The organism is Floricoccus penangensis (genome assembly GCF_001832885.1).
Taxonomy (GTDB): Bacteria; Bacillota; Bacilli; order Lactobacillales; family Streptococcaceae; genus Floricoccus; species Floricoccus penangensis.
Genome location: NZ_MKIQ01000004.1, coordinates 14,251 through 38,610 on the forward strand (window position 1 = coordinate 14,251; position 24,360 = coordinate 38,610).

Sequence of the window (24,360 nt, forward strand, 5' to 3'; positions counted from 1 at the left end):
AGATATGTGGGGATATATGAAAACTTTAGATAATTGTATTGTGGGTCAAACCTACTATGTTGATCATTTGAAACCAAGTATAGAGCAGAAGCAGCTGCAAAATCTTGGTGTTATAAAGGGAAGGCAGATTATGGTATCAAGCTTTGATGGTGAAAATGCTATTGTCCTTCTTCAACATCACCGTTTGGCCCTTGATAAAAAGCTGTTAAGTCAGATTTTTGTAGTTGACGATTTGAATCAGGATTATGAAGTTGCAAATTTAGATGAATTGATTCCTGGTATGATTGGTATAGTAGAAGGCGTAGAGTCAATGGGGGCTATTCGTCGTCGTCTTATGGATATGGGAATAACCCGTGGTGTGAAGATATATGTAAGAAAAGTTGCTCCTCTTGGAGATCCAATCGAAATTCACTTACGAGGATATGCTCTTAGTTTAAGAAAAGCTGAGGCCTCGCAAGTTAAGGTTCGAGTACTTGAAGAAGACGGCCAAGAAAAGGGGGATGAATAATGGCAACTATTGCATTAGCGGGGAATCCCAATAGCGGGAAGACCACAGTTTTCAATATACTTACAGGATCTAGCCAGCGCGTGGGAAACTGGCCGGGGGTTACTGTTGATAGAAAAAGTGGAACCTATAAAAAAGATAAGGTGACTACAATTCAGGATTTACCTGGTATTTATTCGCTTAGTCCTTATACACCCGAAGAAATAGTGTCACGTGATTATCTCATTAACGACAATCCTGATGCAGTTCTTAATATAGTTGATGCGACAAATTTGGAGCGTAACCTCTACCTGACTCTGCAAATTTTGGAGACAGATGTACCAGTTGTTATTGGTCTTAATATGATGGATGCTCTTAAGCGCGAGAATCGTGATATTGATATTGAAAAATTATCATACGGTCTTGGTGTCAAAGTTGCACCGATGACAGCTACAAAAGGTAAAGGTGTCTTTCAGGCTCTAGAGCTTGCCAAAAAAGAAAAGCAGTCTGAGGACAAATTAACTTATGATGCCAGACTTGAAACATCTCTTGCTGAAATAGATGAAATTCTTGGCGATGCAATTCCTCTTAGAGCACGAAAATGGTACTCGATAAAGGTTTTTGAAGGAGATAAGGAAATCTGGGAAAGCCTTAAGCTTTCCGATTCGCAGGAAAAAGAAATCAAAGAAATTATTTCTATCACCGAGAAAATTTTCCAAGAAGATGCTGAAAGTATTATTATTAATGAGCGCTATGCTTTGATTGGGCAACTTGTTCATCTTGCTGTTAAGGATTCAAATGGCAGTGATATTAGATTTAACATGTCTGATAAAATAGATAGAATTGTAACTAATAGATTCCTTGGACTACCTATTTTTGCTCTTGTGATGTGGGCTGTTTATTATTTATCTATAAAAACTGTTGGAACTATGGGTACTGACTGGATAAATGATGTACTTTTCGGTGAGATTGTTCCAGAACATTTGACAAATCTGATGCAGTCATTACAAATAGCAGATTGGCTTCAAGATTTGGTATTAAATGGTATTGTGGCAGGTATCGGTGCCGTTCTTGGATTCTTACCTCAAATTGCAGTACTCTTCATCTGTCTTGGAATTCTTGAAGACTGTGGTTATATGTCACGTGTTGCCTTTGTTATGGATCGTATTTTTAGACGTTTTGGTTTGTCAGGTAAGTCATTTATTCCTATGTTGATTTCAACGGGATGTGGAGTTCCTGGGATTATGGCAAGTAGAACTATCGAAAGTGAAAGCGATCGAAAAATCACTATCATGGTTACAACGTTTATGCCTTGTTCGGCTAAACTTCCGATTATTGCTTTGATTGCAGGAGCATTCTTCCCTAATCAATCATGGGTTGCACCATCAGCATATTTTCTAGGAATGCTCATGATTATTTTATCTGGTATCATCCTTAAAAAGACAAAGATGCTTTCAGGTAAATCAGCTCCCTTTATTATGGAATTACCGAATTATCATTTTCCGCGTATCAAATCAGTCATTCAGTACAGCTTTGAACGTTCTATGAGCTTTGTAAAAAGAGCTGGAACAATAATTTTTGTCATGAATATCATTATTTGGTTTACTAAAAGTTACAATTGGCAGTTCCAAGCAACAGAGGAAAATAAATCAATTCTTGCAAGTATCGGTAATGCTTTTGCACCAATTTTTGCACCACTTGGTTGGGGAAATTGGCAGGCGACAGTCGCGACGGTTACAGGTTTGGTCGCAAAAGAAACGGTTGTTGGTACTCTTGGCGTTCTTTATACTGGTGCTAAAGAAACTAGTGAGAATGGTCATGAATATTGGCAAGCAATGCGTGGTCAATTTACACCACTTGCTGCCTATTCTTTCCTCGCCTTTAACCTTCTCTGTGCACCATGTTTTGCAGCTATAGGGGCAATCCGTAGAGAAATGGGCGAAACATCTTGGACCCTTCGTGCTATCGGATATCAAACTGGTCTTGCCTACCTAACTAGTTTGGTTATTTATCAATTTGGTGAAGCGATACTAACTCACCACATCACTTTTTGGACTATCATCGCAGCTATCGTTCTAGTGTTATTTATCTACTTACTTGTACGTAAGCCATATAGGAGCGAAAATTTAAAAGCAGTGGAGGCTTTATAATGAATATATCTACTTTAATTTTATTAGCAGTGATATTACTTGCCTTTGGTTTTGCCGTAAGAAAAGTTATTAAGTCAAAGGGAGCATGTGAAGATTGTAAATGTTCATGTCCAACCAAAACAACAAGTAAAAGAAACTGAAATTGAATACAAAAAGCTCTCAGACTGATTGATAAGTCTGAGAGTTTTTGTGTAATAGGCTATTTTCCTAAGCAGAACTGACTAAATAGTTGAGTGATTAACTCATCTGGTGCACTATCACCTGTAATTTCTCCAAGAATTTCCCAGGTTCTTGTCATATCTACTTGAACAAGGTCTACTGGTAGTCCCATGTCAAGTCCATCATTAACTGCTTTTAGAGAATCTAATGCTTGTTCAATTAGAGCAATGTGTCGAGTGTTTGAAAGGTATGTAGCATCTTGTTCTACGATACCTGCATTTTCAAAGAACATTTCGTTGATTTGTTCTTCAATTTTATCGACATTTTCATCTTTTAAGACAGAAATTTCAATATAGTTAGGGTCAAATTCAGCTATTTTTTCTGTTTCAATTTCTTGGGGCAAATCAGTTTTATTTAAAACAATGATTCGGTTAGAATTTTGACTTAACTCTAAAAGGCTCAAATCTTGGTCAGTTAATTTCTCGCCAGAGTTTAAGACAAGTAGTACCAAGTCAGCTTCGCTCAGAGCTTTTCTTGAACGTTCAACTCCAATTTTTTCTACAACATCATCTGTTTCTCGAATTCCTGCGGTATCAATAAGTTTTAAGGGTACTCCATTGATGTTGACAAACTCTTCGATAACATCACGGGTTGTTCCTTCTATATCAGTGACAATTGCCTTGTCTTCACGAAGAAGATGATTTAAGAGGCTTGATTTACCAACGTTTGGACGGCCAATGATTGCAGTTTTTAGTCCTTCGCGTAATATTTTTCCTCGTTTGGCAGTCTTTAGCAGGTTGTCCAATAGCTTTTGGAAAGCAGCAGTCTTTTCACGCAGCATTTTTGTAGTCATTTCTTCTACGTCGTCATACTCGGGGTAGTCGATATTAACTTCAACCTGTGCCAATGTCTCAAGGATTTCTTGGCGAGTGTTGTTGATGAGGTTTGATAGACTTCCGTCAAGCTGCGCTACTGCTATATTCATAGCTTGGTCAGTTTTCGCACGGATTATATCCATAACGGCTTCAGCCTGTGATAGGTCGACACGGCCATTCAGGAATGCTCTCTTGGTAAATTCTCCTGGCTCCGCCATTCGGGCACCTTTGCGCAAAAGCAGTTGTAGTATCTCGTTCATAACGGCGATTCCACCGTGGGTATTGATTTCGATGATATCTTCACGGGTAAAAGTTTTAGGAGCTTTCATCACTCCAATCATAACTTCGTCTAAAATACGTCCGTCTTCTTCAATATGACCATAGTTAAGGGTATGACTTTCAACCTTATTTAGGTCTTTTCCTTTGAAGACTTTATTTGCAATTTCAACTGCATTAGTTCCAGACATTCTTACGATTCCAATTGCTCCCTCACCAAGTGGTGTTGAGATGGCAGCAATGGTATCAAATTCCTTTGTAATCATTATTTTCCTCTATATATAATAAAACTTTCTATTTCACTATTTGTATTAACTAATTTTCTCAAATTAAAAAATTTTGTCAATGGAAGTGTATTTTATGAGAAAATAAAAGACTCTTTTTATTATTCAGAGTCTCTTTTTTCCTTTTTAATTATTTTTTTAGCAAATTTAGGTGCAAAGAATGCTATAAAGGCGATTCCTATGCCCCATATGATAACTGAGTATGCTGCATACATGCCTAAAATCATAAACATTGAAAAGAGATATACTAATATTTGAAAAAGAATTCCAGTCATATTCGCATCCATATTAAAAGGGGCTGGTACATTTATATCTAAAAATTGAGTTTTATAGATTATAAAGTATAACAATGTTAGAAAAATATATAGTAGAAATCTTTGTTTGAAGCTGAACTCTTTGATCCATGTATTGCTATAATCTTCCAATTTCTCTATTTTTAAAATTATTGGTATTAATCCAATGCTAGCAATAAAAAATGGAACTGTCATATCAATATGATTTTTGAATAAGACTGTTGCAATTGACATAAGAAAACTAGCTACAACGATTATTAGCATGCAGTGATATTCTTCTAAGGGATCAGTTTTAAAAGTATTTTTTTATTTAATTCATTTTTATCTTCATTCATTGATCGTAGTCTCTTTTTTTTCTAATATTTTTTGGGCTCTTATTGGGATTACCATCATTAATGTTACACCATACAAAGCAACAGCTTCAATGATAGTGATAAAATATATAAGAAAGCAGCGAAATATTTTAAGTAGATTATCAAATAAAACCCAAAGAATACCATTTTCTGATACTTGTGATGATAAATATTTGAGATCTATACTTGAGTTATTATTTATATAAAAATATTGGTTTGTATAAATAATAAAGATTAGTAAAACGGCGAAAAGCAAGATTTTCCAAAAAATATTCAATGCTATTCCCTTATAAATTAAATCCACTCCGTATTTTTTTGAAAAATTTACATTTAAGATTACTGGTACTAACGTAAATAAGGCAATGAGAAGTGGATAAGCAATATTGAGGAAATATCCATTTAAAACTGAAATTAAGGTGGCTGATACACATCCTAGAAAAGTTATTATTTGGCAGTGTAATGATAGTAAGCTTATCTGTTCGTTTTTAATGTCTTCGTCCATAGTATAATTCCTTAGTTTATATATTTGATATGCACAACTATATAAAAAAATATAATCGATGTCAATAAAATAAAGTACACTATAAGTTGCAAGCATAATTGTATATGAAAGCATGATACTAGTAGCTAGTGAATATAATTTAGAATGCCAGAGCTACATTAGTATGTGATTATAGTTTATATTCTATAGTATAGAATACTATTCTTATTGATTGCTTAGTTATAAAAAAAATTAATGACTAAAGTTACACTTAATATGCTATATTTATTTTATGTGTTTGGAGGAATGCTATGAATAAAAAAGATACACTTGCAGTCAACACAGGTTTGATTGCTGGGAGGATTCTTATTGAAGGAGGTTCTGAGATGGAGCGAATCAATAAGACAATAAAAGAAATTGTAAATAAGGCATCAGATAAAGATAGTCAAGTCTTTACCAGTTTAACTGCTATCATGGTTGGTGTTCAAGATTCATCAACAATGATGTTTGAACAAGTCGAAGGACGAGGTATTAATCTAGAAAAAATATATCAGGTTGACATTTTAGTCAAACAATATATAAATGATGAATTATCCTTGGAAGAACTGTATGCTAGGCTTAAATATCTTGAGAAAAATATCATTGATTTTTCGTTTTTTACTAAAGTTGCAGCCGCAGCTGTGGAAAGTGCCTTTTTAATGGTTATTTTCACTCAATCCTTGGCTTTTAATGACATGCTGTGGACTGGAGTAGTTGGAGCTATTGGCTACGCACTTGCTACCTATCTTTTAAAATATACAAAAATTCCTTTTATCCGAGAATTTTTGGGATCATTAGCTCTTGGAGCGGCCGCATTATTTGGTGTTCGAATGGGATTTGCTGATAATATCAATTATGTGATAATTGGAGCAGTTATGCCTCTAGTTCCAGGAGTTGCCATAACAAACTCAATTCGTGATTTGATTGAGGGTAATCTGGTTTCAGGCATAGAACGTGGTTTTGAAGCTACTTTGACAATATTTGCTATTGTTTCGGCTTTAGCGCTTGTCCTGCAGTATGTTACATTTTAGGGAGATATTATGAATTTAGAAATGATAATTGTTCAAATAGTTTTTTCTTATGTAGGAACATTTGCTGCGGCATTTGTTCTTAATGTTCCGCGAAAAATGCTTAATTTGACTGCCATCACGGGACTTATTGGCTGGACTTCTTATTGGTTTGTTAAACAGATTTTTGCTAATGGTATATTGGCAAATTTCACGGGAGGTTTAGTTGTAGGAATAATGGGTTTAATCTTGTCGAGAAAGAAAAATGTTTCTTCTGTCATTTTTACAATTCCTGCATTGATTCCATTAGTACCTGGCGCGACAGCTTATCAGGCTTTAATGTATCAAATATCAGGTCAGACTATTAATGCCATTGATAAGTTGTTTGTTGTTACTATGTATGCTGGCGCAATTGCTCTTGGTTATATACTTTCACAATTTGTCACAGAGCAATATATAAGATTAACAGATGATGTGAAAACTACTGTCACAAAAAGATTTAAGAGATAATATGAAAAATATTTTGTGCATAATAAAGGTACTAGAAAATATCTAGTACCTTATTTGTATTCTTTATAAACTTTAATAGCAAAGTAGAGGGAGCCGAAGGAAAGTACTGCAAATAAAATTGTTGGGACTATTCCCATGATAATGAAAATAATTAAATGTTCGTATATAACTTCATATTCTTGATCATAAATAAGGTGGTAAAGATTATTAATTAGACCAACTAAAAACCAAATAAAAGAGCTAATGCTTATGATGTATAAAGCTAATTTTTATTGTTTAATCATGATCTGTCTACTTTCTATTTATGTACTGAATATTCTGACTGTTTTTTTAAAAAATTATATCATAATCAATTCAAAAACAATAATAATTATAAAAAAAAACATCCCAACTTTTTTAATTATGCTAAAATAAAAATATGGAAAATTTAAAAAAACAAGTAGGTATTGAAGCTGCAAAATTCGTTAATGATGGAATGATTGTTGGGCTGGGAACTGGCAGTACAGCAAAGTATTTTGTAGAAGAGATTGGTCGTCGTGTCGCTGAAGAAGGTTTAAATATTGTTGGAGTTACAACTTCAAATGTTACTTTTGATTTAGCTCAAAGTTTGAATATTCCTCTTAAATCAATTGATGAAGTCGAATATGTAGATTTGACTGTTGATGGTGCTGATGAAGTTGATCCTAAATTTAATGGTATCAAAGGTGGTGGGGCAGCCTTACTAATGGAGAAAATTGTTGCCACATATTCTAACGATTGTATTTGGATTGTGGATGGAAGCAAGACTGTAGAAACGTTGGGGAAATTCCCACTTCCTGTTGAGGTTGTACCTTATGGTGCACGTCGTTTATTGGCAAAATTTGAGGATAAAGGTTACAATCCACAGATGCGTCTTAGTGGTGCTGATGATTACTTAGTTACTGATATGGGGCATTATATTATTGACCTTCATCTTGAAAAGATTGAGGACTCATACGCTTTAGCTGATGAACTTGATAATACTGTTGGAGTTGTAGAGCACGGATTGTTTAATGATATGATTTCAAAAGTAATTGTTGCGCGTGAGACTGGTGTCGAAATTCTCGAAAAATAATATTTAGATTAATGTATATTCAAGTTGAATTTCCATTTTCTTGTGTAATTTTAAAAGTTTATTTTTCTTTTTAAGAACACTAATAGTACATGGAAGCATTTACAAAAATATATATTATATGGTATCTTTAATAAGATATAACAAATTGAAAGGTTTTTTTATTTATGAAGTCCCCTGAAGAAATTTTAGAGTATACCTCGGATTTATCCGTTGCAAAGGTTAAAAAACCCCTTCTCTCAAAATTAATTTTAGCTTTTATTGGTGGTGCAATGGTATCAATGGGCTATATGACTTATTTGAGAGTTGCGGCAGCTATCCCTGGAGGAGCAGGTGTGCTTGTAGGAGCAGCACTTTTCCCAACTGGTCTTGTGGCAATAATGCTTGGAGGAGCAGAACTTGCAACTAGTAATATGATGGTAGTTGGCCTTGGTTATTTACGTAAAAGAGTGACATTGAAAGATGTCCTTCTAAACTGGTTGACTGTAACTTCAATGAATATTGTAGGAGCAATTTTTGTTGCAGGTGTTCTTGGAATTGGAGCGCAAGTATTGACTGGTAAGCCTTATCTTGATTTTGCAATAAATGTTGCTCATCATAAGATTGATGTTGCATTTCTGACAGCTTTTCTATCTGGTATTGGATGTAACTGGCTTGTTGGTATGGCTGCTTGGGTTGCCTATGGTGCAAAAGACGCAGCAGGAAAGATACTAGCTATTTGGTTTATCATTACAATTTTTGTTGTTTTAGGATTCCAGCATAGTATTGCAAACTCATTTGTAATTCCTTTTGCAATCTTTGAAGGCGCTGCTACATGGGGGCAATTTGTTGGAAACTTTATTCCAGTATTCCTTGGAAATGTAGTTGGTGGTGTAGGTTTAGTATCACTTCTATTCAGTATTGCATATAAGAAACATTAATAAGTAACTCTTTCTACTATTATATATAATAGTAGAAAGAGTTTTTTTGTTTTTACAATCAAGTAAAATAAAAAAAGAAGATAAATGGGTTCATCTTCTTCAAAGGATTGTATTATTTTATCATTTTTCTTTGCGCCTAAGCCACTCTTCAATTCCCCATTTATGGCTTCCCCGTTTTAATCTTTTTATAGCTTCATCAACTGGAAACCAGAAAATATTATTGAAGTCTTCCAAAGGAGCACTAATTATTTCAAAGTTTGAAATATCGTATATGTAAGCTGGATTATAGTAATAGGTATCTCGATGACTTGAGTAAAAATATTCATCTGCTTGACCTAAAAAATCACCTAAATCAGCTTTCGCACCTAGCTCCTCGTGTAATTCGCGCAAGAGAGCTTCTTTATGATCTTCACCTTCTTCAATTTCACCACCAGGTAAAAAGAATGCTCCATTAGGTGCTTGAACAAGACAAATTTCTTGGTCATTATTTTTTGTTACTACAGCATAAACTCCAAGACGTGTTTGATATTTCTTGTCAGATAACTTTTGACCATAAGTTGGATTCATAATTTTCTCCTGTAATATTTATACTTTGATATTTTATAGTAACTATTTTACCAAAAATTTCTGACAAATACCCTTATTTTTGATAAAATAAATGCACAGATTTGAAAGAGTGGATGAGAATGAAAAAATTAAATGTAAGTAAACTAATAATAATATCGCTATTAATAATTATTCTTGCCATGGGTTCAATAATTATATCAGCTAAAGGATTTAAAAATGGCGAAAGCCCAAGTAAGATGACACAAGTTGTCAATGATACAACGGGGGGAGCAGATAAATTATTATCAAGTCCTGGGAAATTTCTCAGGGATAAATATACCCAAATTCAAACTTTATTAAATACTTATGATGAAAACAAGAGTTTGAAAAAAGAAATATATGAACTAAGTGAAAGAGCGACAAATAATGAGGGGCTTCAAGCTGAAAATAAGTCTTTGAGAGAAGCGCTAGATCTTGAAAATACTTTGGTAGGCTATAAAAAAATTACCGCAAATGTAATTAGCCGTAATCCTTCTTCTTGGGAAGATATTGTTATCATAGATGCTGGTAGTGATGAAGGAATCAAATCTAACATGATTGTTATGGCAGGTAAAGGCATTATTGGTCGCGTTAGTCAAGTGAATAAGAAATCTTCAAAAATTTCACTCCTAGTTGGGCAACATGGACTAGAAGATAAAATTCCAGTTCGAATTGGGACCACTGATAATCCTTCTTACGGTTTGCTTTCGTCATATGACTCTGATAAAGATGCTTTTGTCATTACCCAAATAACAAGTAAAAACGAAATTAAAAAAGATGATTTAGTAGTTACAAGTGGACTAGGTGGTGATTCGCCACAAGATCTTCCAGTAGGAAAAGTAATTGATAAGAAAAATGGCTCAGGAAGTATGACACAAGAAATTTATGTAGCCGCATCAGGTAATTTCTACGATTTGAGAACAGTAACAGTTGTTGATAGAATTGATGGCGAACATAAAGAAGAGGAAACTGCGAATGAGTAAAATAAAATGGTTTCCTATAATTGAATTCTTTCTACTTTTTGTAACTATTTTATTTGATGGGCAATTTTCTAATTTCCTCTTTGTTTTATCAAAAGGAACAGTTTATGCAACCTCGAATATTTTTTTAATCTTCCTAATGTATGTTGTCCTAAGAAATAGTTATTTATATAATGTTTTAATTAGTTTGATATTAGGATTTATATATGATAGTTATTTTACAGGTATAATTGGAATAGCAGCATTGATTTATCCGCTTATTGCTCTTTTCATTTATCATATTCGGACAATTGTTCATACAAGTAGGGTGACGCGTTTTTACACTTTGGTAATCATAATTACTATATTTGAAGTAATGAAAGTTACAATTGTTCAAATAATGGGACTTGGTAGTATTGAGTTTGTCCCATTTATCAGTAAGACTCTAGCACCAACCTTAGCCTTAAATATTGTATTATGGCTATTGCTGCAAATTCCATTAGAGAAAATATTTATTGAGAGAAAATCATAGAGATTCTCTCTTTTTAATTTGTAAATGATTTTAACTGGGATTTTTCTTCATAGGATAAAAAAAAAGTTAAAATATTTCATGAAATATTTACCTGTGGATAAAACCTTTATTTCTGTGGATAATTGGTAACTTAAATATAAGATTTATAAAAGTAAGTAACTTAAATTACAAAATGAAACTTTATGTAACCATTCCGTAATAGAAATTGTTTACTAAATTTTGTATACTTTACTGGTAGGTTAATAAAGGGAGGATATCCATCAACATATGAAAAAAACAATCTTATCAATCGTATTAGCAAGTACAATTACTTTAGGAGCAGCACAAGCTCAAGTATCTGCGGACGATATTGACTCGAAAATTAATGATAAAAATTCAAAAATAGAAAACATTAAATCTCAAGAGGCAGCAGCTTCTTCTGAAATTACATCAATTGAAAACAAAATTGCTGCAATTAATGAAAAAAGAGATGCTCTTCAAAAAGAAAATGATGCTTTATTAGCTCAATCTCAAAAATTAAACAAAGAAATTGCACAACTACAAAAAGATATTGCAGAACGTGAAACAGCTTTACAAGAGCAAGCACGTAGCGCTCAAACTGATAGTGGTGCAACTAACTATATTTCAGCACTTGTAAGCTCTAAATCATTAGGTGATGCAGTAACACGTATTACTTCTATGCGTCAAGTTATGAATGCAAATGATGATATGATGAAACAACAAAAAGCTGACAAAGAAGCAGTTGAAGAAAAATTAGCTGAAAATACTGCGAAAGCTAAAAAAGCTCAAGAAAATAAAGCTGAATTAGAAAATACTGCGAAAGCTCTAGATACTCAAACTGCACAACTGAAAGTTGCACAAATCAACTTAGCAGCTGAACGTGCTACTGCAGAAGATGATAAAAATAAATTAGTTGCAGAAAAAGCAGAAGCTGAAAGAGCGGCAGCAGCGGCAGCGGCAGCAGAGAAAGCTCGTCTTGAAGAAGCGGCTAAACAAGCAGCGATTGCTAAAGCAGCTGAAGAAAAAGCAGCTAAACAAGCAGCAGCGGAACAAGCGGCTCAAGCAGCAGCGGCAGCTAAACAAGCAGAAGCTGATAAAGCAGCACAAGCAGCAGCTGACGCGGCAGATGCATCAGCTAAACAAGCAGCTCAAGAAGCAGCAGCACAAGCTCAAAAAGAAGCAGATGCAGCAGCAGTACAAGCTCAAAAAGAAGCAGAAGCTGCAGCAGCTAAGAAAGCAGAAGAAGTTGTTAATACACCAACTGTAACTGATAATACTGGTAATAATACACCTGCTCCAACACCAACTGTAACTGAAAAACCAGCTACACCATCTACTCCGACACCAGCACCAAGCTTTGGTTCTTATGAAGCAGCGAATACTTATCCTTATGGACAATGTACTTGGGGAGTTAAAGAATTCTTTGGTACTCGTGTAGGTAATTATTGGGGTAATGCAATCAACTGGACTGGTAGTGCAGCAGCACGCGGTCATTTAGTTGATGGTAATCCAGTTCCTAATAGTACAATTGCAGTAACTAGTAACCCTGCTTGGGATGCTGGATATGGACACGTATCTGTAGTTATTGGAGTTAGTGGAGATACTGTTACAATTAGTGAAACAAATGGTGACGGTATGGCTACTGGTGCACGTACTACAAGAAATATTCCACGTTCATCAGTTATTGGATTCATCCACGTTTAATAGAAATAAATTAATTTAGATTAATAAGTAAAGCAACACGCAAATGCGTGTTGCTTTTTTAATATTATAATCAAATTTTCACCATACAATTTACGACATATGTTTGTTTATAATAGGATTTTTCTTTATCTATATTAATAGGTAAGTTATAAACAATAATGTTTGTATTTTTTCTAGAAATTTACTGAAAATGTAATGAATTTATACTAGTATTTTGCTAATAAAAGGAGTATATTATAGCGGTATCAATAACACAGGAGAGTTTTTGGAAATAATGAAAAATATAAAGAAAATTTTGGTTGGTCAGCCACTAAAATCGACAGATGATGATAGCCACTTACTTACAAAACTGCAAGCTTTGGCAATGTTATCAAGTGATGCCCTTTCATCAATTGCATATGGTACAGAGCAAATAGTATTAGTTTTACTCACTTTGTCTACAGCTGCAATTTGGTACAGTATTCCAATCGCCATATTGGTATTGATTCTATTAGCAAGTTTAACCTTATCTTATAGACAGATTATTAAAGCATATCCCCAGGGAGGTGGGGCATATGTGGTTTCATCAGAGAATTTAGGAGATAATGCAGGTCTTATTGCTGGTGGAAGCTTATTGGTAGACTACATGTTAACAGTAGCCGTATCGGTATCTGCTGGTGCTGATGCAATTACAGCAACAATTCCTTTTCTACATTCATATAATTTAGAAATATCCATGGTACTTGTCCTACTTCTAATGGTCATGAATTTAAGAGGGCTTAGAGAATCAGCAGGATTTTTACTAGTGCCAGTTTATACTTTTATTACTGCAACTGTTATTCTTATAGGTGTTGGTCTATTTAGAATTGCGACTGGTAGTCTTCCTTTTAATGCTACGGCTAGTATCGGAACATTTGTACCAGGAGTTTCTATGGTTCTGTTACTTAAAGCATTCTCAAGTGGTTCTGCTTCTCTTACAGGTGTTGAAGCGATTAGTAATGCCGTACCGTTCTTTAAAAAGCCAAAAGCTAAAAATGCGGCAGCAACACTGGCAATCATGGCTCTGATTTTGGGGGTATTCTTCTCTGGAATTACTTTTCTTAATTATTGGTTAGGAATTATCCCAAAAGCTGGTTCAACAGTCTTATCTCAAGTAGCACACAATGTATTTTCTTTCCCTGGTGGGGGAGCACTATATTATATTTTCCAAATTGCCACAGCTATGATTTTAGCAGTAGCTGCAAATACAGGATTCTCAGCTTTCCCTATGCTGGCATTTAATTTAGCAAAGAATAAATATATGCCACACATGTATATGGAAAAAGGTGACCGTCTTGGGTATTCAAATGGTATTATTAGTTTAGCTTTAGGCGCAATTGTTCTTCTATTTGTTTTTGACGGTAATACTGAAAGATTGATACCATTGTATTCAATCGGTGTATTTGTTCCTTTTGCTCTATCGCAAACTGGAATGGTAGTTAAGTGGCATAAAGAATATGGTAAGAATTTTTTGAAACATTCAATATCAAATATCATTGGAGCTTTTATCTCGTATGCCATCGTTTTGATTTTAATAGCTTTAAGATTTAAGGATGTTTGGCCATTCTTCTTAATTTTGCCAGCACTTATTTATATGTTTTATCGTATAAAGAAACATTATGTACAAGTTGCTGAGCAATTAAGACTTACTGAGGATGTTCATGCTACTGAATATACTGGTAATACAGTCATAGTTTTAGTAGGAAACGTTACAAGAGTTGCTGTTGGAGCAATTTCTTATGCTGAGAGCATTGGAGATGAAGTAGTTGCAATGCATGTTTCAACAAAAGAAACTAAGCATAAAAATGCTAAAGTTGAAGCTGAGTTTAAAGAGTACTTTCCTGACATTCGTTTTTCAATCGTTGAATCAAGCTATCGGGACGTTGTAAGACCAGTTGTTAGATTCGTTGATCTTGTTAGTAAAGCTGCACAGAAGAAAGGTAAGACTGTCACAGTCATCGTTCCTCAATTCGTTCCCAATAAACGTTGGCAAAATATCCTACACAACCAAATGAGTATTCGTATTCGTTATTATCTCGGTTTTAAAGATAACGTCATCGTTTCTACATACAGCTATAACTTGAAAAAATAACTAATTCTTGAAATTTAATCGAAGTCTAGAACTTCGATTTTTTTGTATAGAAAAATATTAACAAACTTGCGTCAAGCAATTATTAATTAAGGTGCAAATGTGGTAAAATATAAGAGAATGAAATAAATAGTGAGGTAAAATATTATGAAATTTAATCGTATTCATTTAGTTGTTATGGACTCTGTTGGAATCGGTGCTGCACCAGATTCAGATCAATTCTTTAACGTTGATAAAAATGATACTGAAAGTGATACATTAGGTCATATTGCAGATAACTATGATCTTAAAGTTCCAAATATGGAAAAAATTGGACTTGGAAATATTGAACGTCCTACACCACTTAAAGGTGTAGAAAAAGTTGAAAATCCGATTGGTTATGCCACTAAATTAGAAGAAATCTCTCGTGGTAAAGATACAATGACAGGTCACTGGGAAATTATGGGCTTAAATATTCAAACACCGTTTAGAGTATTCCCAGAAGGATATCCTGAAGATTTACTTGAAAAAATTGAAGAATTTTCTGGAAGAAAAGTAATTCGCGAAGCAAATTTACCATATTCAGGAACTCAAGTAATTGAAGATTTTGGACCTCGTCAAATGGAAACTGGTGAATTAATCATTTATACAAGTGCTGACCCAGTTCTTCAGATTGCAGCCCATGAAGATGTCATTCCTTTGGATGAACTTTATAAGATTTGTGAATATGTACGCTCAATTACTCTTGACGATCCATACATGATTGGACGTATTATTGCTCGTCCTTATGTAGGAACTCCAGGTAACTTCACACGTACTGCTGGTCGTCACGACTATGCGCTTAGTCCTTTTGGGGAAACTGTGCTTGATATTCTTGATAAGAATGAAGTTGGTACTTATTCAGTTGGTAAGATTAACGATATCTTCAACGGGGCTGGTATCAATCATGATATGGGACATACTGCTCATAATATGGCTGGTGTGGATAGACTTTTGGAAACAATTAAGGATCCAGAATTTAAGGAAGGTTTCTCATTTACTAACCTTGTAGATTTTGATGCTCTCTTTGGTCACCGTCGCGATATCGAAGGTTACGGAAATGCTATCAATGAATTCGATGCTCGTTTACCTGAAATAATGGATGCTATGGAAGAAGATGATTTATTGCTTATCACTGCCGACCATGGTAATGATCCATCATATGTAGGTACTGACCATACTCGTGAGTATGTACCTTTACTTGCTTATAGTAAATCATTTAAACATGGTGGAGTTCTTCCAGTAGGACACTATGCTGATATTTCTGCTACAGTTGCTGACAACTTTGGTGTTCCACAAACTGAAAATGGTAAGAGTTTCCTTAAGGAATTAGTTTAAGAAAGGTAAGAGAAAGTGACGAATATCGTATCAAATCAAATTAAAGAAACAGTTGAATATTTAAAATCAGTTGGGTTTGGTCAGGCAGACTTTGGGCTAATTCTTGGTTCTGGTCTTGGTGACTTAGCCAATGAAATTGAAAACCCAGTTGTTGCTGACTATGCTGATATCCCTAACTTCCCGTCATCAAAAGTTGCTGGTCATGCTGGTAAATTAGTTTATGGTGACTTAGCTGGTAAGAAAGTAATAGCTATGCAAGGACGCTTCCACTATTATGAAGGTCATTCTATGCAAACTGTAACTTTGCCAGTTCGTGTAATGAAATCTTTTGGTGCAGATAGTTTAATCGTAACGAATGCAGCAGGTGGAATTAATTTTGGCCCTGGTACTCTTATGTTAATCAATGACCACATTAACTATACTTTTGATAATCCATTAATTGGAGAAAATTTGGATGAATTCGGTCCACGATTCCCTGATATGTCTGAAGCTTACAACAAGAACTATCGTGAGATTGCTCAAAAAGTAGCTGCTGATAATGGAATCAAAACTGAAGAAGGTGTTTATATGGGGTTCTCTGGTCCTACATACGAAACACCAGCTGAAATCCGTTTTGCAAAAACAATCGGTGCTGATGCTGTAGGTATGTCTACAGTTCCAGAAGTAATTGTTGCCAACCATTCTGGCATGAAGGTTCTTGGTATCTCTGCTATCACTAATCACGCAGCAGGGCAACAAGCTGAACTTAATCATGCTGAAGTAGTAGAAGTAACAACACGCATCAAAGCTGACTTCCAAGAACTTGTTAAGTCAATTCTTGCTGCATTATAAAAAATAATTTATTAAAGAGGAAAAAAATGTCAACACATATTGAAGCAAAAAAAGGTGAAATCGCTGATAAAATTCTTTTACCAGGAGATCCCCTTCGTGCAAAATTTATTGCTGAGAATTATTTAGAAGATGCTAAATTATTTAATAATGTCCGTGGAATGCTTGGTTACACAGGTACATATAAAGGACACAGAGTAAGTGTTATGGGTACTGGAATGGGTATCCCAAGTATCTCAATTTATGCACATGAACTTATTACTGAATATGATGTTAAGAAGTTGATTCGTGTTGGTACAGCTGGTGCTCTTGCTAAAGATGTCCACGTTCGTGAAATGGTTTTAGCACAAGCAGCTGCAACAATGTCTAGTTTTGTAAGAAATGATTGGCCTGAATATGATTTCCCACAAATCGCTGACTTCGACCTTTTAGATAAGGCATACCATATTGCAAAAGACTTGGATATCACTACTCATGTTGGATCTGTTCTATCAACTGATATTTTCTACAGTGATTTTTATGAAAAGAACGTTAAACTTGGTACTATGGGAGTTAAGGCAGTTGAGATGGAAGCAGCCGCACTTTATTATCTTGGCGCAAAATTTGGTGTACAGACTTTAGGAATCATGACAATTTCTGATAGTCTTGTTAATGATGAACCAGACACTACTGCAGAAGAAAGAGAAACTACATTCACTAATATGATGACTGTTGGACTTGAAACTCTAATTGCAGAATAGATGGTAAGTTTGGTAGGGAGCTATTTATTTAACTTCCTACTTTTTACTTTTTGATATAAGAGAAAGATTGAAATGAAAGAATTTATTTTATATAAGAAAAAAATAAGTACAACTTTTGATATAATTTTAGCTGTTGTACTACCTATTATTCCAATAGTAGCTTTCTTTAACACGGAAGGAACTGGGAAGATAGTTTGGGGTGCATTCGCATTATTCTGTATAGTTATCTTTGTTCCAAATATTGTACGTAAATTAATGGCTTTATTCAATGGTGGAGAGGTCATTGCTCGTGTAACAAAAACAACTGTTTATGAATCTTCTAGTTTTATTTCATTTATTAAAAAACCAATTCCTTGGTCATCTGTTCAAGGACTTGAGATGTATGGTGATGGAATTCAACTTATTCTACCTCCTGATAGGGACGGAAGAGTTAAGATTCGGGTTGTAGACTTACCTCATTTTAGAAAGCAAACTTTAGTTGGACAATATAATGAAAATGGAATTTTTCATTCAATGGAAAATGAAGAAGTATTTGAAATTTTTAATGAGTTTTACAGTAGATATAAGAAAAACCAGCTATAAAGCTGTTTTTTTATTGTTCAATAAACAAAATATCCAAAAAATATGTATAATGATTAAGAGAAGTTCAAAGGAGATAGTTAAATGATTAAAAAAACATTGTTTAATGATGGAAAAGCGAGCTGGATAAATATTCAAACTGATGATTTAGATGCAGCAGCAATGTCAAAATTATACAAAGAGTATGACATCGATGATGAGATACTTATGTATTCACTAGATAAAAATGAAAGAGCGCATATTGAATATAATGATAAAAGTAATACCCTTGTTTTGATTTATAATGTCGCTAATATAAATAAAACTGATAATCACTACGAAACAGTGCCAATGGCTTTTCTTGCCAAAAACAATAGCCTAGTTACTTTAACAAATAGGAAAAATAATTATATTGCTGAACGGATGAATGATTATATATTTGATCATGAAGAAGTAAGTGCTTTTAAGTTTCTATTTGCATCACTGTTTATGGTTTCAGATGCATTTTTTCCATTAATTGAAGAGATGGACACTGAACGAAAATTATTAAATGATAGAATAAGAGATAAAACAACTAAACAAAATCTTTTTGCACTTTCTGACCTTGAAACAGGTATTGTCTATATGCTTTCAGCTTCAAAACAAAACGCAGTATTACTTGAGCAACTAAAAGCACATTCTATCTTTAGAGCACTGGATGATGTTGAAAGAGAGCAACTTGAGGATGCTTCAATCGAAGCTAAGCAATTAGTTGAAATGACTAATATTACCTCAGAAATTTTAAGTCAACTTTCTGCAACTTATAATAATGTACTGAATAATAATCTAAATGATACTATGAAGATACTGACAGTACTTTCAATTCTATTAACCATTCCTACTATCATTACAGGTTTTTTTGGTATGAATATGCCTCTCCCTCTCGAGAATAATCCTATGGGTTGGATAATAACAATTGCAATTAGTGTAGCAATTTGGTTTGCCTTATCATGGATATTAAACAAGGTTATGGAGAAATAGTTCGTAATTAACGAACGTTTGTGAATTATTTAAGTCTTTTTAGTTCAAAAAAGAGGCTAAAAACTTATTTTTTTGCTAAAATAGGAAAAAAGCTTAAGGAGATTTTAATGGTAAAAACAGATATAGAGATTGCTCAAGAGCAAACGCTCACGCCGATTGTTGATATTGCTGAAAAAGCAGGATTCTTGGATGATGAAATTGAGCAGTATGGAAAATATAAGGCTAAAATTTCTTTAGATGCATTTGATAGACTTGCAGATAAGGAAGATGGGAAGTTAATCCTTGTCACAGCTATTAATCCAACTCCAGCTGGTGAAGGTAAATCTACCGTTACCATTGGTTTAGGTGATGCTTTAAATAAAGAGGGCTATAATACTATGATAGCTTTGCGCGAACCTTCACTTGGCCCTGTAATGGGAGTAAAGGGTGGAGCAGCAGGCGGGGGATTTGCCCAAGTATTACCAATGGAAGATATCAATCTTCACTTCACTGGTGATATTCATGCAATTACAACTGCAAATAATGCTATTGCTGCCCTTCTTGATAATCATATTCATCAAGGTAATGCCCTTAATATTGATCCACGTCGCATTATTTGGAAGCGCGTGGTTGATCTCAATGACCGTCAACTCCGCCATATTACAGACGGCTTAGGGGGACCAATCAATGGTGTACCTCGTGAAGATGGTTTTGACATCACAGTTGCTAGTGAAATAATGGCAGTTTTCTGTCTTGCAGTTTCTATTGATGATCTTAAGGAACGTTTATCTCGAATCGTTGTTGCCTATACCTATGATAGAAAGCCGGTAACAGTTGGTGACTTACAAATTGAGGGGGCAATCACTGTCCTTCTAAAAGATGCCATCAAACCAAACTTAGTTCAAACGATTGAAAAAAATCCAGCCTTAATTCACGGTGGACCTTTTGCAAATATCGCTCATGGATGTAACTCAGTTTTAGCCACTAAACTTGCCTTAAAATCTGCTGACTATGTAGTAACAGAAGCAGGATTCGGTGCAGACCTTGGAGGAGAAAAATTCCTTGATATTACAAGCCGCGAATTACCTAAGCATCCTGATGTAGTGGTAATTGTGGCAACTATCCGTGCCCTTAAGATGCATGGAGGAGTTCCAAAATCAGAGCTGACTAGTGAAAATGTTGAAGCACTTGTTAAAGGTTTTGAAAATCTTAAAAAGCATATCGATAATATGTCTTCTTATGGACTACCAGTTGTAGTTGCAATTAATGAATTCATAACTGATACGCAAGCTGAGATTGATGCCTTAACTGAGCTACTAAATGAAATCAATATCCCAGTGGCACTTACAAGTGTCTGGGCTGATGGTGGAGCAGGTGGAATCGAACTTGCAAACAAAGTAGTAGAAGCAGCTTCAAAAGAATCAGATTTCACATATTTATATGATTTAGATTTGCCAATTAAGGAAAAAATTGAAGTTATCGCCAAAAATATTTATGGTGCTGATTCAGTTAACTTTGATAAAAAAGCACTTAATCAAATTAAAGAATTTGAAAAGAATGGTTGGGATAAACTTCCAGTATGTATGGCCAAAACTCAAAACTCATTGAGTGATGACCCAACATTAATTGGTGCACCGACTGGATTTGATATTACAATCCGTGAATTGATTCCAAAATTAGGAGCAGGATTTATTGTAGCTTTGACAGGAGCAATCATGACAATGCCAGGGCTTCCCAAAGTTCCAGCCGCAATGAATATGGATGTGGACTCAAAGGGTAATATCTCTGGTTTGTTCTAATAGACTTACATCAAGAAGAGTTTTATCTCTTCTTTTTTTTGTTATAATTAATATAATAAAAAAGATAAAGGAGATTAAAATGACTTTAGATGTGGTAAAAACAAAAATTGGAGATATAAATATAACCCAAATTATCGAACTTGAGATTGGAGAAACAATTCAACATTTCATTAGTCAAGCAACGCCAGAAGAAATAAAAAAAATTAAATGGTTGGACTATCCTTATATCAATGAAGATGGAACTTTAAATGGTGTATCCCAAGCATTTATCATTGAAAAAAATGATAGACTAATAGTAGTAGATACCTGTATTGGAAATGATAAAAAACGAATCGACTTCCCACATTGGAATGAATTACACCTAGATTTTTTAAGTACTCTTGAAGAAAATAGTATTGATAGGTATAAAGTTACTGACGTCTTATGTACTCATTTACATTTAGATCATGTTGGCTGGAATACAATGAAGACATCAGAAGGCTGGCTTCCTACTTTTCCGAATGCAAAATATCATTTTGGACATAAGGAGTATGAATTTTGGACTAGCGAGGAAGGGATAGGATCTATTGGCGAAGGCCAAGAGGAGGCAGTGAAAGACTCAGTACTTCCTATTTTAGATGCTGGTCTTGTAAATTTTTTAGATGAAAATGCTGATTTAGGAGATGGTATAAAAGTTATTTCAACACCAGGTCATACACCAGGACACAACAGTATTATATTTGAAACCGGAGCAGAAGATTTTATAATAACTGGAGATTGTATCCATCATCCTTGCCAATTTGCTAATTTACACTGGTCTATGAAAGCTGATAATAATGCTGAAGTAGGGGTAAAGACAAGGAGAGAATTTGCAGATAAGTTCTCTAATGAAAAATATATTGTTGCTGGGACTCATTTTTCAGTTCCTTCAATTGGTAATTTAATCAAAAAAGGAGAAAATTTTGAATTTCATCCAATTGATAAAGAATAGAAGATTTGTGTAGGGGGATTTTAATTTTCCTCTCTTTTTTCTTGACAAAATGAATGAATAATTATATTATTCATTCATGGAAAACATAAAAGAAAAAATACTGAATAGTGCAATTGAGAAATTTAAGGTTAATGAGTATAAACAAACAAACATACAGCAAATTTGCAAAGATGCTGATATCGCAACTGGGTCATTTTACAAGTATTATTCCTCTAAAGAAGAAATATACTTTGACTCTTATAAAAAAGAAAATGAGAAAGTAAAAGAAAAAATATTATCAACCATAAATTTTGATGAGACTCCAATAGAATTGATTTCTTCAATTATTTCAAAGATTTTTGAAGAAACTAGTAAAAACAAATTATTAAATGAGTGGTCAACTTCAAAATACTTAAGGCAAAAGTTACAATCTGAATCTGATTTAATTTTTAAAGAATCGGTTGTATTTAAGAGTTTTAAGGAATTAGTTGATTACTGGGATGAGAAACGATTGTTAAATGAAAATGTAGGAAAAGAAGAAGCAATAGAAATGTTTAGTGCCATTTCAATTTTAGATCTACATCAAAATGAAATACAAACATCCAATTATCAAAAATTGTTAAAAAATATGTTTACTGCGTTACTGAGTTTAATTTTGAAATAATAGAGAGGCTATCAAATAAATGAAAATTACAGCTTATATATTACTAGTTATAGGTTTATTAACTGGTATTTTTGCAACTCAAGTCGGGAAACCTTTTGAACAAAACTGGCTTTCTTTAATGATAGGTGCTTTAATATTTATTATTATAGCTTTGTATCTTTTGGAATTACCATTTTATTTGCTTGCTATCTTGCTAATATTATTATTTATTTTAGCTGTTTTGTTTATATTTTCTATGACAGATACTCCGATATTAATGAAAATAGCTTTTATATTTTTATTACTTTCTATCATTCTTTTATTGGTTAAATATATTAAGAGAAAATTTTAAGTATCTAAAAGAAAGTAATTTAAATTATTTTATGAACATGAGGTTTATTAAAACGTCATGTTTTTTAATGTTCTTTTTTACTGTATTTTAAAAAATATCAAAATAAATTGGCATAGACCAATCTATTTTGATATAATGACTGTAAAGGCTTACAAAAAGTCGAAGTTTACTTATTAATTAAATAAAAAAAGAGGTCTTAAAATGGGAAAATTAGGTATTTCAATATATCCAGAACGTTCAAACTTTGAAGCTGATAAAGCATATTTAGATTTAGCACATAAGTACGGATTCAAAAGAGTATTTACATCTCTTCTTGAAATTGAAGGAGATAAAGATAGTGTACTTGCTAACTTCAGAAAACCTATTGATTATGCAAATAGTTTAGGTATGGAAGTTATGGTTGATATTAATCCAGCTCTTTTTGAACAACTGGGAGTTTCTTATGATGATCTTTCATTCTTTGATGAAATGGGAGCGTATGGTGTTCGCCTTGACCTTGGATTTACAGGTGCTGAGGAAGCTAAGATGACTCGTAATCCATATGGTATCAAGATTGAAATCAACATGAGTACAGGTACTAACTATGTTGATAATATCATGTCATTTTCTCCAAATACTGACAACTTACTTGGTAGTCATAATTTCTATCCAATGCGTTATTCAGGATTAGGACTTGACCACTTTATATACTGTACTAAGAAATTCAACAAATATAATTTAAATACTATGGCCTTCGTTAACTCTCATGATGCAACATTTGGACCATGGCCACATAATGATGGACTTGCTAGCCTTGAAATCCATCGTGATTTAGAACTTGCAACTCAAGTTAAACATATGAAACTATTAGGTGGTATTGATGATATTTCAATTGGTAATGCTTATGCAAGTGAAGCAGAATTAAAAGCAATGTCTGAAGCTTTCTTCTCAACTAAACCAACTCTTAAGGTTGTAACTGGGGAAAACATTACAGATAATGAAAAAGTTTGTCTATTTGAAAGTCAACACTCATATCGTGGAGATAAAAGTGACTATATTCTACGAAGCACAATGACTCGTGTTTGGTATAAAGATAGAGAGTTCCCAGCTCATGATACAAATGATATCAAGCGTGGAGACATCCTAATTGGTAATGTGAATTTTGGACAATACAAGGGTGAAACTCAGATAGCTTTACAAGAGATGTCTAACTCTGGAAGTATTAATGTTGTTGGTCGCATTTCTGATGATGAACTATTCCTCCTAGATTACCTCAAACCTTGGGGAGACTTCCAATTTGAAGAGGTAAAATAAGTTATATTTTTAGGCAAAGATACGTATTCTAGCAC

Annotated in this window: 25 protein-coding genes; 21 read left to right on the top strand and 4 right to left on the bottom strand. The window is 33.9% G+C overall.

Going from position 1 to position 24,360, the window contains the following annotated elements:
• Window positions 1-16 precede the first annotated feature (16 nt).
• Genes BG262_RS02145 through BG262_RS10330 form a run of 3 tightly spaced genes read left to right on the top strand, consistent with a single transcriptional unit; the run spans window position 17 to window position 2,774 of the window.
• Entirely contained in the window at window positions 17-508 is a 492-nt protein-coding gene (locus tag BG262_RS02145) for a ferrous iron transport protein A (RefSeq protein ID WP_070787254.1), read from the top strand.
• Window positions 508-2,634, top strand: a complete 2,127-nt coding sequence (gene feoB, locus BG262_RS02150; protein ID WP_070787255.1) for a ferrous iron transport protein B — start codon at window positions 508-510, stop codon at window positions 2,632-2,634. Before BG262_RS02145 ends, feoB begins: the two co-directional genes overlap by 1 nt.
• A complete protein-coding gene (locus BG262_RS10330) occupies window positions 2,634-2,774 on the top strand; it encodes a FeoB-associated Cys-rich membrane protein (RefSeq protein WP_083312870.1) in 141 nt (46 codons plus the stop codon). The genes feoB and BG262_RS10330 overlap by 1 nt, the downstream gene beginning before the upstream one ends.
• Window positions 2,775-2,833: 59 nt before the next feature.
• Here BG262_RS10330 and mnmE read toward each other — a convergent pair whose 3' ends face one another.
• The 3 genes from mnmE to BG262_RS02165 form a co-directional block, all read right to left on the bottom strand.
• Window positions 2,834-4,210, bottom strand: a complete 1,377-nt coding sequence (mnmE, locus tag BG262_RS02155; protein ID WP_070787256.1) for a tRNA uridine-5-carboxymethylaminomethyl(34) synthesis GTPase MnmE — start codon at window positions 4,208-4,210, stop codon at window positions 2,834-2,836.
• 119 nt (window positions 4,211-4,329) lie between these two features.
• A complete protein-coding gene (locus tag BG262_RS02160) occupies window positions 4,330-4,785 on the bottom strand; it encodes a hypothetical protein (RefSeq protein WP_070787257.1) in 456 nt (151 codons plus the stop codon).
• Between the two features lie 63 nt (window positions 4,786-4,848).
• Window positions 4,849-5,376: a hypothetical protein gene (locus BG262_RS02165; RefSeq protein WP_070787258.1), complete on the bottom strand. Its 528-nt coding sequence runs from the start codon at window positions 5,374-5,376 to the stop codon at window positions 4,849-4,851.
• A 290-nt stretch (window positions 5,377-5,666) separates the two neighbouring features.
• Here BG262_RS02165 and BG262_RS02170 point away from each other — a divergent pair, with 290 nt between their 5' ends.
• The 4 genes from BG262_RS02170 to BG262_RS02185 all read left to right on the top strand — a co-directional run bounded on the left by BG262_RS02170 (window position 5,667) and on the right by BG262_RS02185 (window position 8,921).
• Window positions 5,667-6,425 (top strand): threonine/serine exporter family protein, encoded by a 759-nt coding sequence (locus tag BG262_RS02170; protein ID WP_070787259.1) that lies wholly within the window; start codon window positions 5,667-5,669, stop codon window positions 6,423-6,425.
• A 9-nt stretch (window positions 6,426-6,434) separates the two neighbouring features.
• Window positions 6,435-6,911 (top strand): threonine/serine exporter family protein, encoded by a 477-nt coding sequence (locus BG262_RS02175; RefSeq protein ID WP_070787260.1) that lies wholly within the window; start codon window positions 6,435-6,437, stop codon window positions 6,909-6,911.
• Window positions 6,912-7,329: 418 nt separating this feature from the next.
• Complete coding sequence (rpiA, locus tag BG262_RS02180; RefSeq protein ID WP_070787261.1) at window positions 7,330-8,004, top strand: ribose-5-phosphate isomerase RpiA; 675 nt, start codon at window positions 7,330-7,332, stop codon at window positions 8,002-8,004.
• A 164-nt stretch (window positions 8,005-8,168) separates the two neighbouring features.
• Window positions 8,169-8,921 (top strand): formate/nitrite transporter family protein, encoded by a 753-nt coding sequence (locus tag BG262_RS02185; protein ID WP_070787262.1) that lies wholly within the window; start codon window positions 8,169-8,171, stop codon window positions 8,919-8,921.
• 120 nt (window positions 8,922-9,041) lie between these two features.
• Here BG262_RS02185 and BG262_RS02190 read toward each other — a convergent pair whose 3' ends face one another.
• Window positions 9,042-9,488, bottom strand: coding sequence for an NUDIX hydrolase (locus tag BG262_RS02190; RefSeq protein WP_070787263.1), 447 nt, complete (start codon window positions 9,486-9,488; stop codon window positions 9,042-9,044).
• Window positions 9,489-9,607: 119 nt separating this feature from the next.
• Here BG262_RS02190 and mreC point away from each other — a divergent pair, with 119 nt between their 5' ends.
• From mreC to BG262_RS02260, 14 genes are all read left to right on the top strand, one after another.
• Window positions 9,608-10,489 (top strand): rod shape-determining protein MreC, encoded by an 882-nt coding sequence (gene mreC, locus BG262_RS02195; RefSeq protein WP_070787264.1) that lies wholly within the window; start codon window positions 9,608-9,610, stop codon window positions 10,487-10,489.
• On the top strand, window positions 10,482-10,997 hold the full coding sequence (gene mreD, locus BG262_RS02200; protein ID WP_070787265.1) for a rod shape-determining protein MreD: 516 nt from the start codon (window positions 10,482-10,484) through the stop codon (window positions 10,995-10,997). The genes mreC and mreD overlap by 8 nt, the downstream gene beginning before the upstream one ends.
• A gap of 267 nt (window positions 10,998-11,264) precedes the next feature.
• Entirely contained in the window at window positions 11,265-12,701 is a 1,437-nt protein-coding gene (locus tag BG262_RS02205) for a CHAP domain-containing protein (RefSeq protein WP_070787266.1), read from the top strand.
• Window positions 12,702-12,975: 274 nt separating this feature from the next.
• Window positions 12,976-14,811: a potassium transporter KimA gene (locus BG262_RS02210; protein WP_070787279.1), complete on the top strand. Its 1,836-nt coding sequence runs from the start codon at window positions 12,976-12,978 to the stop codon at window positions 14,809-14,811.
• 141 nt (window positions 14,812-14,952) lie between these two features.
• Window positions 14,953-16,164 (top strand): phosphopentomutase, encoded by a 1,212-nt coding sequence (locus tag BG262_RS02215; RefSeq protein ID WP_070787267.1) that lies wholly within the window; start codon window positions 14,953-14,955, stop codon window positions 16,162-16,164.
• A 24-nt stretch (window positions 16,165-16,188) separates the two neighbouring features.
• Window positions 16,189-16,995, top strand: a complete 807-nt coding sequence (locus BG262_RS02220; protein WP_070787280.1) for a purine-nucleoside phosphorylase — start codon at window positions 16,189-16,191, stop codon at window positions 16,993-16,995.
• Between the two features lie 26 nt (window positions 16,996-17,021).
• Window positions 17,022-17,732 carry a purine-nucleoside phosphorylase gene (deoD, locus tag BG262_RS02225; protein WP_070787268.1) on the top strand — a complete coding sequence of 237 codons (711 nt, stop codon included), beginning with the start codon at window positions 17,022-17,024 and terminating at the stop codon, window positions 17,730-17,732.
• A 72-nt stretch (window positions 17,733-17,804) separates the two neighbouring features.
• Window positions 17,805-18,314, top strand: coding sequence for a hypothetical protein (locus tag BG262_RS02230; RefSeq protein WP_070787269.1), 510 nt, complete (start codon window positions 17,805-17,807; stop codon window positions 18,312-18,314).
• 81 nt (window positions 18,315-18,395) lie between these two features.
• Complete coding sequence (locus tag BG262_RS02235) at window positions 18,396-19,310, top strand: magnesium transporter CorA family protein (RefSeq protein WP_070787270.1); 915 nt, start codon at window positions 18,396-18,398, stop codon at window positions 19,308-19,310.
• Window positions 19,311-19,417: 107 nt separating this feature from the next.
• Entirely contained in the window at window positions 19,418-21,088 is a 1,671-nt protein-coding gene (locus BG262_RS02240; RefSeq protein WP_070787271.1) for a formate--tetrahydrofolate ligase, read from the top strand.
• Between the two features lie 79 nt (window positions 21,089-21,167).
• On the top strand, window positions 21,168-22,058 hold the full coding sequence (locus BG262_RS02245; protein WP_070787272.1) for an MBL fold metallo-hydrolase: 891 nt from the start codon (window positions 21,168-21,170) through the stop codon (window positions 22,056-22,058).
• 76 nt (window positions 22,059-22,134) lie between these two features.
• Window positions 22,135-22,701, top strand: a complete 567-nt coding sequence (locus BG262_RS02250) for a TetR/AcrR family transcriptional regulator (protein ID WP_070787273.1) — start codon at window positions 22,135-22,137, stop codon at window positions 22,699-22,701.
• Between the two features lie 19 nt (window positions 22,702-22,720).
• Window positions 22,721-23,032, top strand: a complete 312-nt coding sequence (locus tag BG262_RS02255; RefSeq protein ID WP_070787274.1) for a hypothetical protein — start codon at window positions 22,721-22,723, stop codon at window positions 23,030-23,032.
• Window positions 23,033-23,233: 201 nt separating this feature from the next.
• Complete coding sequence (locus BG262_RS02260; RefSeq protein WP_070787275.1) at window positions 23,234-24,325, top strand: DUF871 domain-containing protein; 1,092 nt, start codon at window positions 23,234-23,236, stop codon at window positions 24,323-24,325.
• Window positions 24,326-24,360: the final 35 nt, after the last annotated feature.